The sequence below is a fragment of the Synechococcus sp. Lug-A genome (assembly GCF_024345655.1).
In the GTDB taxonomy this organism is placed as follows: domain Bacteria; phylum Cyanobacteriota; class Cyanobacteriia; order PCC-6307; family Cyanobiaceae; genus MW101C3.
Genome location: NZ_JAGQBN010000002.1, coordinates 237,335 through 249,530 on the forward strand (window position 1 = coordinate 237,335; position 12,196 = coordinate 249,530).

13 protein-coding genes and 1 pseudogene are annotated in these 12,196 nt (G+C 57.7%); 12 read left to right on the forward strand and 2 right to left on the reverse strand.

The features are described from left to right. The first annotated feature begins 94 nt into the window (after nt 1-94). A complete protein-coding gene (locus tag KBY86_RS02640; protein ID WP_255140057.1) occupies nt 95-463 on the forward strand; it encodes a hypothetical protein in 369 nt (122 codons plus the stop codon). A gap of 119 nt (nt 464-582) precedes the next feature. On the opposite strand, the pseudogene KBY86_RS02645 reads toward KBY86_RS02640, so the two are convergent. Then, nucleotides 583-675 (reverse strand): annotated as a pseudogene (locus tag KBY86_RS02645) (GTP-binding protein); the annotation flags it as partial. Between the two features lie 216 nt (nt 676-891). Between KBY86_RS02645 and KBY86_RS02650 the strand changes: the two are divergent. After that, entirely contained in the window at nt 892-3,474 is a 2,583-nt protein-coding gene (locus KBY86_RS02650) for a bifunctional diguanylate cyclase/phosphodiesterase (RefSeq protein ID WP_255140058.1), read from the forward strand. Here KBY86_RS02650 and KBY86_RS02655 read toward each other — a convergent pair. Then, nucleotides 3,411-3,668 (reverse strand): hypothetical protein, encoded by a 258-nt coding sequence (locus KBY86_RS02655; protein WP_255140059.1) that lies wholly within the window; start codon nt 3,666-3,668, stop codon nt 3,411-3,413. The genes KBY86_RS02650 and KBY86_RS02655 overlap by 64 nt on opposite strands. 802 nt (nt 3,669-4,470) lie before the next feature. Here KBY86_RS02655 and KBY86_RS02660 point away from each other — a divergent pair. From KBY86_RS02660 to KBY86_RS02700, 10 genes are all read left to right on the forward strand, one after another. After that, entirely contained in the window at nt 4,471-4,914 is a 444-nt protein-coding gene (locus KBY86_RS02660) for a GNAT family N-acetyltransferase (RefSeq protein WP_255140060.1), read from the forward strand. A 176-nt stretch (nt 4,915-5,090) separates the two neighbouring features. Next, a complete protein-coding gene (locus KBY86_RS02665) occupies nt 5,091-5,696 on the forward strand; it encodes a hypothetical protein (RefSeq protein WP_255140061.1) in 606 nt (201 codons plus the stop codon). A 119-nt stretch (nt 5,697-5,815) separates the two neighbouring features. Then, the gene (locus KBY86_RS15255) at nt 5,816-6,337 is read left to right on the forward strand and encodes a DUF1993 domain-containing protein (protein WP_399220994.1); all 522 of its coding nucleotides are present in this window, start codon (nt 5,816-5,818) and stop codon (nt 6,335-6,337) included. A gap of 136 nt (nt 6,338-6,473) precedes the next feature. Further along, nucleotides 6,474-7,103, forward strand: coding sequence for a methyltransferase domain-containing protein (locus KBY86_RS02670; protein ID WP_255140062.1), 630 nt, complete (start codon nt 6,474-6,476; stop codon nt 7,101-7,103). Between the two features lie 108 nt (nt 7,104-7,211). Continuing rightward, entirely contained in the window at nt 7,212-7,601 is a 390-nt protein-coding gene (locus KBY86_RS02675) for a VOC family protein (protein ID WP_255140063.1), read from the forward strand. Nucleotides 7,602-7,691: 90 nt separating this feature from the next. After that, the gene (locus tag KBY86_RS02680) at nt 7,692-8,270 is read left to right on the forward strand and encodes an O-methyltransferase (protein WP_255140064.1); all 579 of its coding nucleotides are present in this window, start codon (nt 7,692-7,694) and stop codon (nt 8,268-8,270) included. A 111-nt stretch (nt 8,271-8,381) separates the two neighbouring features. Next, a complete protein-coding gene (locus KBY86_RS02685) occupies nt 8,382-8,798 on the forward strand; it encodes a DUF3592 domain-containing protein (RefSeq protein ID WP_255140065.1) in 417 nt (138 codons plus the stop codon). A 132-nt stretch (nt 8,799-8,930) separates the two neighbouring features. After that, nucleotides 8,931-9,869, forward strand: a complete 939-nt coding sequence (locus KBY86_RS02690; RefSeq protein ID WP_255140066.1) for a GNAT family N-acetyltransferase — start codon at nt 8,931-8,933, stop codon at nt 9,867-9,869. A gap of 560 nt (nt 9,870-10,429) precedes the next feature. After that, a complete protein-coding gene (locus tag KBY86_RS02695; protein ID WP_255140067.1) occupies nt 10,430-10,885 on the forward strand; it encodes a GNAT family N-acetyltransferase in 456 nt (151 codons plus the stop codon). A 92-nt stretch (nt 10,886-10,977) separates the two neighbouring features. After that, complete coding sequence (locus tag KBY86_RS02700; protein WP_255140068.1) at nt 10,978-11,679, forward strand: bifunctional 2-polyprenyl-6-hydroxyphenol methylase/3-demethylubiquinol 3-O-methyltransferase UbiG; 702 nt, start codon at nt 10,978-10,980, stop codon at nt 11,677-11,679. The last annotated feature ends 517 nt before the right edge of the window (nt 11,680-12,196 follow it).

Genomic DNA, 12,196 nt, shown 5'->3' on the forward strand with positions numbered 1-12,196 from the left:
CTCTAGAGGGCCTGCGCCGAATCCGGTTGTCATGCGCAGAGCACCGGGTCATGCCTGCTCCCCTCACCACACCACTCAACAGATTGCGCTGTACATGTCCAAACGACGAGCCGGCCGCCGCCAAGAGGTGGCCGCCGCAGCGGCGGGTCTTTCGGTGAGCAGTGCCCACCGGATTGATCGCGGCTGCCTCCAGCCGCAAGCTGCCAACCCACGTGGTCGGCGGCGGCCTGATCCATTGGCTGGGGTCTGGGAGCCCTTGTTGCTGCCGCTGCTGGAGCGCCTGCAGGAGCAAAAGCCAGATCAGGACGGGAGTTCACTGAAACGCACCCTGCAGCGGCGGGTGCAGCAGTGGAAGGCGTTGCATGGCCCGACGCCAGAGGTGATGTCCCCGCTGGCGTATCAGCCCGGAGAGATCGGTTTCTGCGACTTCACCAAGGTCAAGCGGGTGGCGATCACCCTGTGAGGAGAGCCGTTTCCGCACCTGCTGTTCCACTACGGCCTGGCCTTGAGCGGTTGGCCCTACGGCGAGGTGATCCACGGCGGTGAGAGCTTTGTCGCCCTCTCAGAGGGGCTGCAGAACGCCCTGGCCGCCGCGTTGCCGGTGTCCTTCAACAGGCGGTCGCCCAGGGTGGATTCGCCTTGGTCGATGTGGGCGATGGTGCAGAAGTTGCGGATCCACCAGTCCGCCGCCCGGCCTGCCACAGCCGTTCCTGCAGAACCCCGCCGGCCACTGTCCTCGCCTCGAACCCCATCCCGTCCGGCTCCTGCGCGGATGTATGCCCGTCAGGATTCCCACGCCCCGGTGGGCTCGACCCGCAGGCCTAAGGAGGCCGGGCCCGAACCGCCCGGCCTCCTTAGGCTTGGGTCCTGGGTAAGGCATGGATGCATCCTTTGCTCGGGGCACTTCTCAACCCACGGCGACTTACCTCTCGGTGGCAGCGGCGGCGCCCGTGGTCTCTGCTGCACTCCTGGTGGAAAGACGAGCGGCACTCGCTCACCCGGGCCAAAGCCCGCCTGCCCGGCCTGGCCGCCCTGCTGCTGCTCACCCCGCTGCTCGGCCTCGAGATCGCCCGGCGCAGTGACAACATCAGGATTGAAAAAGACACCCAGCGCCGCGAACAGCTGGAGGTGGTGATGGCGGCGCTGCTGAGCGTCAAGCGCACCGTCTTTGACTGGGGCCACTGGAACGACGCCTACGAGTTCGCCGCCGGCCGCAATCCCGGCTTCGTCAGCCTCGACGTGGCCAACACCTCCCTGTTCGATGGCGAGGCCCGCATGGTGATCTTCGGCCCCGGCGGCAAGACCCTGCTCGCCTACAGCCGCGGCATCCGAAGCCGCCATGCGGCCACCACCAACAGCCATGGAGTCGGTGGCGGTGTGCCGCAGGAGTTGATCCGCTGCGCCCGCGATCAGCTGCCCGCCCTCGTCACGCTGAACAGCTTCCGCCGCCTCGCTTGCCCCAGCGACGACGGCCAGCTCTACATGGGTGTGATCACGCCTCTCACCGATAACGCCAGCCTGCGGCCCGCCCGCGGCGCCCTGGTGTTGTTCGAACCGCTGCTCAAATCCGACTACGGCCCCAACCTCAGCGACAGCCTCAGCCAGCTCGGGGAGGCCGTGCATTTCATGGCTACGGACGACGCAGCAGCGGCCGCCCGCGCCGATGTCGAACTGGTGGATCCGCCAATCCACTCCAACGATCGCCAGCGGCTCGGCCTGCGTCGCCAACCGGTGCTGCCCATCGTGGCCCGCTCCCTGGCCGACGATCTTCTCCTCATCCTTGCCATCGTCGCCGGGCTGCTCGTCTTCCGCATCCTCCTGGTGCTGGAGCGGCGGCGGCAGAAGGTGCAGCTTCGCAAGGTGGAGCGCCGCGCCGCCCAGCGCATCCGCCGGGCCTGCCGCGACCTCGACGCCCTGCTGGAGGGGGTGAGGATGGGGCCCGAGGGCCTCCCCCATGGGCCCTCCGAAACGCACGTGCTGGCCCGGCTGATCCACAACGAAACAGAAACCGCCACAGACAGCGATCTAGTCCTGTTACCCGAGCACGATGCGGCCACCATGGAGTCCAGGCTCGCCGAGGTGGCGAACCGCTTTCAGCATTTTCTGCGGTCGGCCCGCTCGCTCGCTCTGTTCGATTCGCTCACCCAGCTGCCCAATCGCCGCTACTTCATCGAGCAGCTTCAGATCGAAGTGCAGCGGGCCCACCGCAGCCGCCAGGCCTCCGCGATCCTGTTCGTGGATGTCGACAAGTTCAAGAACATCAACGACACCTACGGCCACGATGCCGGCGATGCCGCCCTGGTGATCACCGCCCAGCGGCTCCGGGATCAGATCCGCGGCGGTGATTTCCTCGCCCGCTACGGCGGTGACGAGTTCGCCATCCTCATGGCCCCGTACGCCGGTCCCGACCGCTCCGGCGGCGACTTGCGCAGCCAGGCCCGCCAGTTGGCCCAGCGGGTGGCCAAGGCCTTCGACGCCAGCTTTCAGGTGGCAGGGGTCTCGATCGAGATCAGCCTCAGCATCGGCATCGCCACGGTGGAGCCCGACGAAACCGACATCGAGGCGTGCATCAAGCGCTCCGACATCGCCATGTACCAGGCGAAGCAGCACAAGCACAGCCGCATCTCCATCTTCGAAGCCAACGCCGCCCCCACCGAGCTCGACGACTACAGCCTCTATTCCGACCTGATGCGGGCCCTGCGCCAGGGTGAGCTGCGCATGCTGTTCCAGCCGATCGTCGATGGCTCCGACACCATCCACGGCGTGGAAGCCTTGGCCCGCTGGCACCACCCCCAGCAGGGCGATGTTTCACCGGAGGTGTTCATCGCCCTGGCGGAGCGCTACCGCCAGATGGACATCCTCGGCGAGGAACTGGTGCGCCTTGCGATTGAGGGCTTCGTGCGCCTGCGCCAGCAGCTAGGCCCGGAGCTCCAGCTCTTCGTCAACGTCACCCCGTCGCAACTCTCGCACCCCAACATTGTGCATCGGCTGCTGGGCCTGCTCGCCTGGGAGGGGATCCCCTTCCACCTCCTCACTTTGGAGATCACCGAACGCTCGGTGCTGGAGTCCACCGACACCGTGGCTGGCAACATCCGCCTGCTCCAGGACCAGGGGGTGCGCCTGGCCCTCGACGACTTCGGCACCGGGTATTCCTCGCTCAACCTGCTCATCACCCTTAAGCCCAACGGCGTCAAGATCGACAAATCATTCGTGACGGCGATGCACGTCAACCCCTTCGCCAATCAGATCGTCACCATGATCGCCGGCCTGGCCAGCCGCATGGAGCTTGATCTGGTGGCGGAAGGGGTCGACAACCCCGACACCCTGGTGTTGCTGCAGAACCTCGGCCTGCGCTTCTTTCAAGGCTTCCTTTACTGCAGTCCCCTCTCGGTCGAGGGCGTCCTGGCCCGCTACAGCAGCGGATCGGGTTCACAGGTGGCGCTCTCCGGCGGGCCGCCGTCAGGGCCGGCGTAACGCCCCAGCCGCACCGGCCCCAGGAGCAGGGCCATCACCAGGCAGCGTCGCAGCGGCGTGCCCTCGCTGACCAGCACCACCGTGCTGCCATCCAGCACCAGACCGTTGCTGCTGAACCGCAGGGCGGCCGGCAGTGCGGGTGATTGCTGTCGCTGGCAGCCGGGTGGCCTGGCAGCTGGGTTCGTTGGACGCAACCCGGGTTCGGGTGGTGGTGCAGCACTACCTCATCGGCCACCCTGCCTTCGATTGGCTGCCTTCGATTGGGAGTGGTTGTGGCAGGCGCTGGCATAGCTGCGCTTGGTGGCTGAGCTTCAGGATGCACTGAACTGGTTTGTGGAGCAGCACCAGCTGGGATCGGCACAGGCGCTGTTCGAACGGTTTCTACTGAATGTGGGGTTGTGGATGGTAAGTCAATAGCTGTTGGGAGCCAAAGACGAAGACGTTGAATTCAGGACGAGTTCTGACGGGGACATGGGAAGACGTAATTGGCAAGCAAGGCCACGACTGGGCTGAAGCGATAGAGGATGTAGTTGACGCATGGCATTGATACCAAACGTCCCATGGTCCAGGAGAGGCAGCAGCGTGGGGCTGGGGAGAGGGGAGGCGACTAATGCTGGGCTGGGGTGTCGGTCTCAGCAGGGAGAAGGAAGCTGTAGGGGACGGGTGAATAGGGGAGACGGAGGAAAGCTAACCGCCATCAGAAGGAGGGGTGGGGTGTTGGCCTTCATCTTTGAATCGTGATCGGCATAGTTGCCATGACACGTTGCGGAGGAAGCTGACGGGGGACCTGCTGTAACTCGCCGAACTATCTTCTGCGGGTCCGCCTAAAACGCGGGGCGTCGGCTGGAAGAGCATGGGATCGATGCCCTGCGCTAGGTTATGCACTCCTTGCCTGCAGGTCGAACCGCGCTTATGCATCACAGGCAAGGCGCAGTACATCTTTCACTGGGTCCGACCAATCAGAGTTGGGCGAGACGAGATGATTAGGTCATGGGTATGTCGATCGCCATCCGAGAAGCAGAGAAGGCCGACCTTATCAATGTGCTTTCGCTGCTGGCGCAACCTGATATGGACAATGGCTCGATCTTGGAATATGAGAAGGCAGAGCAAATACTCTGCCAGCAATCTGAATATCCATTCTACAAGTTATATGTCGCAGAAACTGATAGCCGAATAGTAGGGTCTTTTGCTCTGCTTGTGATGGTGAACCTAGGCCATATGGGAGCACCTTCGGCCATTGTTGAAGACTTTGTAGTCGCTCCCGACCTGCACAGGCAAGGAGTTGGTCGAGCAATGATGGAGCACGCGCTATCCATAGCAAAGTTACAAGACTGCTACAAAGTAATGCTTTCGTCGAATCTAATACGCGAACGCGCCCACAAGTTCTATGAAGAACTTGGGTTCGAGCGTCACGGGTATAGCTTCCAAGTTATCCTTTAGTCTCTTGCGAAAGACCTGCTGCTTTCCACATGTGCCACCAGAAGACAGGAGAACAGTTCCCTGACAGAAAGGCGCCGCCCAACATCAAGATCCAGCGGGCGGGTCTCGCTAGTCTCGGTGGATCTACAGCTATCACCCGCCGCTGATCTTGAGCGTATGTGCAATAGCGAAGTCACATGCAAGACGACCTACCTGAAGGAATCTGGCCACCCCACGAGGCCTTCTACATCGAAGGCATGCTCTTCTGCACGACCTCGGCGTTTCGAGCCGCGGAAGAAAAGCGTAGTGCTGAGCATGCACCGTCGGCCTCGGTGTGGCAAGAGAACGCGAGAATCATCCTGGATGGAGTGCAGACTCTGGCTCTCCAGGCGGCAGCCCTCTCGCGCTACCTGTGGCCAGCCCGCACGAAGAAGGTTCACCTCTTACGGGCTGCAAGGCTTCGGTCCGGGCTAGGTATTTCCGAAGATAGCTGCCTGAGCAATCGTGAACTGCGGAATGCGCTTGAGCACGTTGACGAGCGACTCGACGAGTTCTGTCGTACGCACGTGGCTGGCGATATCCTAGCGACCTACGTCGGCCTGCTCGGTGAACAGCATGAGGTGCCGAGCCATCTGTTCCGCGCGTACTACACGGATATAGATGTGTTTGAGGTTCTTGGCGAGCGGTTCGAAATGGCGCCGATCCTCGAGGAGGTGGAAGAGCTTCACGAACGCCTTCTAGCTGCAGCGCGCAAAGGAAGCCGGATTCCCTATCAGCGCATCGATCAGAGCCCCAGCACCTAACATCCAGATATAGAAGACGGGAGCTGGGGCCTGGTTCCATCCCGGTATCTCTGCCCGCCTCAGATCTGGAGCGTTAGATTGCACTGGAAAATGAGAAGCCGGACAACTCGGAGGGACGCATGACCACGACTCAACTTGCGAACGCAGTTCAGATCTTTGACTCGCGACTGGTCACACTCGAGCACTTGCTTAAGGCGGGAATAGCCTGGTTTGGGGAACCCGAGGCTACCTACTTCCAACGTCGCCTCGCACACGACATGCTTCCGCTGGGGACACAGATTGCCTTTACCTGCAATCAGCCCAGAAATTTCTCATTGTGGCTAAATGGGGCTCCGTCAAATGACTTCGACCCAACCGTCAAATCAATGGAACTTGCCCAAACCTATATTGCCGAGTCACGGGCCTTGCTCTCGCAGCACAACGAGGTCCAAGGAATGCTCCCCGCGACCAAACATCTGTCTCTTGGGCCGGGTCTGCACGCTGATCTGACAGGCGAGGAATATCTGTCAGAATTTCTGATGCCCAATTTCTACTTCCACCTGGTCACTAGCTACGACATATTGCGAGCGTCAGGTGTGCCACTCGGAAAACGAGACTATATGTTCCATTTTCTTCCGAAGGTTACTCAAAGTACAATCTAACCAGCCAATGGAGCGGACGCCTCCGCATTACGCCCTTCTGCGGCGCTCATCGGGGCGTTACCCATTCATCAGAGGAACCATGTTCACGCTAGATCAGGTTGTCCCTTGGGGGCGTTCATTCGAGGAGTACTCTGCCATGTTCTCACTGGTCGGAGCCGATATGGCAGGCCACATCCTTGGTTGTGGGGATGGACCAGCAAGCTTCAACACAGAAGCCACCAAAAGAGGAATAAAGGTTGTTTCATGCGATCCAATCTATACATTCAGCAGAGCTGATATCGAAGCCCGTATTGCCGCTACCTATGAGCAAGTGATCAATCAGACCAGACAAAGTCAGAATGAGTTCGTTTGGGAAGCCATCACATCGGTCGAGGAACTCGGTCAGGTCCGCATGGCTGCTATGCAAGCCTTCTTGGATGACTATCCATCCGGCTTGGTTGAGGGACGGTACTTGCCATCGGAATTGCCAAACCTTCCATTTCCTGACAGTTCTTTCGACTTGGTCCTCTGTTCGCATCTTCTCTTCTTGTATAGCGAACAGCTAGACGAAGCATTTCACAATTCTTCGCTGCTGGAGCTATGCCGAATTGCCAAAGAAGTCAGGGTATTTCCACTTCTCGCATTGGGTGGTGCAATATCGCAGCATCTAGAAGGGAGTGTCGAGATGCTGCGTGCAGCGGGACACCAAGTGTCGATTCAGCGGGTGAGCTACGAGTCCCAGCGAGGCGCATGCGAAATGCTGAGAATTCAACGCGCTGATGGCTAACCCCAGGATTCAGTGGGCGGGTGAAAAGGTGCTTGATGAGCGGACAGGACAACTGCCCGTCGCTGATCTTGAGCGTTAGGCAACACAGTAAGATCTCACTCTACCGCCGTGTCCTTCAAACGAATCCTCACGAACATCAGCGCCAATGATCTATCCGCTTGCCGTGACTTCTACGTTCAGCTACTGGTCTTTGCAGTGAAGTACGACAGTGATAGGTATGTGCAGCTGGGTGCCCCGGGACTCATGGAGCTTGAGTTCGGCATCATCAAGCGGACGCATGACCTCGTCCCCAATGCCTACCAGACCGCTCCAACGGGGATGTATGTGACCTTCGTTGTTCCGGATGTCGATGAGGTCTACAAGAAGGCACAAGAGATGGGTGCAGGAGTTATCCAGGAACCGCGAAACGAGTTCTACGGTCAACGCCGGTTCTTGGTGCTTGACCCAGCCGATTGCCTCAAAGATGTATGCACGCCATGGAGAGAGCAGGACAAGTGAGCCGCAGTGACGGCTAACCTCCCGCTCAACCTGACCCGCGGAGGCGAGCGGGCAAGTTAACTCAAATGTTAGAGCACTTTGTGAAATCCTATGAACGACCGAGACTGGCTGAACGAACCCAAGGCCGTAGAGGGCATATGGAACGACTCTGTGACAGCGGGATTCACTATGGCTTCAGACCCACTGACTTGCTCGCTGTTGAGGACGCTTGCGGCTTCAAAGGCTTCAGCTCGATTTCTTGAGCATGGCTCAGGAACTGGTCTTTCAACTGCATGGATTCTTCATGGAATGGATCAGTCTTCTTCCTTGATTACAGTGGACAACGATGAGTCATTGATAGAAATTCTCAGGACTCATCTTGGCTCTGACCCGCGCCTAGAGATTGTATGTGCTGACGGCGACTCATTCTTGCAGTCGCAGGACGGCGAGCACTATGATTTCATTTTTGCGGATACCTGGTCAGGAAAGTACAGCCTACTTGACAGGGCCCTTGAGTTGGTTAAGCCTGGAGGCCTTTACATCATTGACGATATGCTTCCGCAACCAAACTGGCCTGATGGCCACGCCGCCAAGGTCGAGAGTCTCATTAACTGTTTGGAGGCCGATTGCAGGTTCCACGTCACAAAGATATCGTGGGCGAGTGGGATCATTCTCGCAGCAAAGCTCTAATATGTCAGCGCAGTGGATAGGTGGTATCAATTCAGTGAACCCCATGATCTACCTGCCCTTATGGCTCATGCCTACCACTGAGGGGCATCGTTAGATATCGCATCTGTACGTATGGTATTCGCCGCCTTATCTCTCTTCGCAGGTGCTGCCTTGGTGTGGTTGTCTCTCTGGTTGAAGCTCCGCTCGGACCAGTGCTTGCATTGGCCAAGCGTCACGGGTCGAATCACTGAATCGCGCGTGGACGACGAACACTTGGAAATGATGAAGCCTATTTTGCGCTATCACTATGAAGTTGGTGGCCAAATCTACGTGGGATTCCGTGCGTCTTTCTCAGGGTATGGCGTCAGCCGAACTGCGATGGATGCGGTTGTAAAGCCATACGATCAAGGAAGAATGGTCAGAGTCTACTACAACCCAAGGAATCCAGCATCCGCCGTACTCGATAACACTGCACAGTCTGATTGGCTCTATTGGTTCATGTTTGGTGTCGGCTTCTTCATACTAGCTGCCTATTTGACACTACGATGAGTCACATCCCAAGCCAGACAAACTCTGATGAGAGGCCTAACCCCTCACTTAAGCCGACCCGCTACGACATCCCTACAGCCCCAGCCACCGCGGGCAGCTCAGCTCGATTCTTAGGCCTATCTGGAGAAAACCATGGTGATTCAGGTCGATGAGGCAGACCTTGCGATACCTGAGCAAGCAAGGGCTGTTATTCAGCTCATGGATGAATATGCACGTGACCCTATGGGTGGAGGCGAAGCGCTACCTCTGTTTGTAAGGGCAAATCTTGTTTCAGAGCTTCAGAAGAGAGGCACTGTCCATGTGATTCTTGCATTTGTCGATGGCAGGCCAGCGGGCCTCGTTACTTGTTTGGAAGGATTCAGCACCTTTGCATGTCGGCCATTACTAAACGTTCATGACGCAATCGTATCCGCTGAGTATCGCGGCCGTGGAATCTGCAAGCGGATGCTGGAGGTTGCGGAGGCACTCGCTCAGAGGCTTGGCTGCTGCAAGATGACGTTGGAAGTACTAGAAGGAAATGAGGCAGCCCAAGCCGCCTATCGGTCATGTGGTTTCTCGGGTTATGAGTTGGATCCGCGTATGGGCAAGGCCATGTTTTGGGAGAAGAAGCTCGCGGTGTTTGAGCCCAAAATGCAGTTGGGCAGCACAGTACATACTTCCCCCTCCTCCTGTTGGACTCAAAACATGCCAGGGCCAGCCAAGTCAGGTGTCTTGATCTACGCCAAGAACCTTAAGCTAGTCTCGCGGTTCTACGAGAAGCTGCTACCAGCAAAGGTGGTCCTTGCAGACTCAGAGCACCGAGTTCTGCAGTCAGAGGACGCTCAGTTGATCATTCATGCCATTCCTGCTCAGTATGCGGATGGGATTGAGATCACTGCACCACCAACAGTTCGCGAGGAGCGGGCAATCAAGCCGTTCTTCACTGTCGCCAGCTTGGAGAACGCCGAGCAGGTTGTAATGGAATTAGGGGGCTTGGTTTGTGGGCCGGTCTGGCCTGGGCCGAGCATGCGAGTGCGCAATGTGTGCGACCCGGAGGGCAACATTATCCACCTGCGCCAAAGTGCGGACTAACAAGCCCCCCTCCGTTGGCAGGCCGTCAACGTTTACTGCATACGGTCTTGTCTTCTTGCCTGCCACTTAGGGGCAGCGTTGGGATGATCCCCTGTAGGATGATGCTGTGCATGCACTTGAGGAAGCGATGCAGGTCGGAAAGCCCGTGAAGAATACCCTGCCTGCCATGGCTCTACGTTTTTCCTGTGGAGCGGGCACTGGAGCATTGATCACAGTTGCTCCATTTTCGGCTGGTTTTACATCTCAACTCAGCGTCCTTCAGCTCTCTCTCTGTGTGTTCGTGATAGTCGCTTCGGGGGCAATGAGCTGCCTTTGGGGAGATCGGTTTCTTGACTCGGCTTCCAAGGCTCTCGACTCCACGTCGGTATGAATAGCCTCTGCGGCTTGTTGGTATGTGCGTGATCAGACTAGTCTTCGTTGACGTTTGAATGTCAGTGTTTTTCTTGATGCCATATAGACGTCCCAGTGCCAAGACTCAGCGGGCGTACTAATTGAGCATTGTCAGAAGACGTGACTCTTTCTGATCGCTGTCCCTGAGACATGCTTTGTATACAAATCCCATGAATCAAGTTCAAGCCCAGCGAGCCGTTCTTGCCGACCTGAAGCATCTCGCACCTCTGTTTGATGCCTATCGTGTCTTCTACGGAAGCTCCAGCGATGTTGAAGCAGCAAGGCGATTCCTGCATGAGCGCTTCGTCAACAGAGAATCTGTTCTCTTCATTGTGATTGCTGAGGATGTAGCCGTTGGCTTTTGCCAGCTCTATCCATCATTTTCCTCTGTTTCGCTGGCGAGGACCTTCGTCCTCAACGATCTGTATGTCGTGGAGAGTTATCGAAAGCAGGGCATTGGGACCTTGCTCCTTGAGAAAGCTGCCGAGTTTGCCAAGGAGGCTGAGGCGATAAGACTGAATCTTTCAACTGCAATCACCAATCGCGCGGCTCAAAGTCTCTACGAGCAGGCGGGTTGGGTTCGCGATCAGGACTACTATGTCTACAACCTGAAGTTATCGGCTTAGCATCCTGGTGCACCATACCGAATCACAAAAGTCCTCTCATTCTTGGAGCTTCCTGCGATAGGTGAGCAGGGCATTAGCCAGCGGAAAACCAGATGAATTCTGAGCCATTCAGCGACACGAAGATTGTTGAGTCATGGGGAAAAAACGCACTGCCGTGGACTGCTGCGGTACGTGAGGGGCAGATTGAGAGTCGGAAGCAGATTACAGATCAAGCCATCATTGATGCCATTCTCAGATATCTGCCACTATCCGTGCTCGATATTGGCTGTGGTGAAGGATGGCTTGCTCGTGAACTTGCCGCTAGAAATGTGCATGTTGTAGGTACCGACATTGTACCAAAGCTTGTTGAAGAAGCACGACGTGCCGGTGGCGGAGACTTTCACATGCTGTCGTACGAAAAGATTGCTGCGGGGAAACTCAAGATCTCGGTTGATGCTGTTGTCTGCAACTTTGCGTTACTCGGCAAAGAGTCGGTTGAAGGTATCTTTAGGGCGGTTCCATCTCTGTTGAGTAAGAATGGCAGATTCGTCGTACAAACCCTTCACCCAGTCATGGCGTGTGGCGATTTTCCATACCGAGATGGGTGGCGCGAAGGCTCATGGGCAGGGTTCAGTCCTGACTTCTCCAACCCTGCGCCGTGGTATTTCAGAACCATACAGAGCTGGATCAAGTTGTTTGTAGATAGTGGTTTTCGGTTGTGTGAGGTACGAGAACCGCTCGACCCAAACACCCAGAACCCAGCTTCCATGATTTTCATTGGCGAAAGGGCGGGCGACACGCCATGCGGTGCATAAGTGCCGTTCGCTGTGATCATCCACGTCGGTTGAGTCACGCCCAATCAGAAGTGGCTCATCAGGAAAACAATCGCTAAACCTGCCAACCTCTTCGAGAAACAACAGGGCGCGCACAGCCTATTAGTTAACTCAACTGACTGTCAGAGACTAAACACCCTACCCGGCGGCGGGGGTTGAGGTTGTCACGCGGCGCAAGGGCTTCGCAAGTGCGTGACGCTCTCTCAGCCACACGCCGCCCAACAGACCGCAAGCGACAAAAGCCCAGTCCCGCACCCTTGCGCTCTCGTGGTTTCTGAGTCCCCTCGCCGTCGCCGGGCTGGGTGGCTCAGGGCACAACCGCCCAAGCGCCGGCCCGCGGCTGCGGTGGCGATGCGCTCAGGGGCCTGCCGGCGGTGACTTTCAGGAAAGATGTCACTCCTAGGCTGATATTCAACCGGCCTGAGCCAATGGTACTGGCCGAGTTGTCATCGGCTCTTCTGGCGGCCTGTTGATCCACACCACCTCTGGCTGGTGCCAG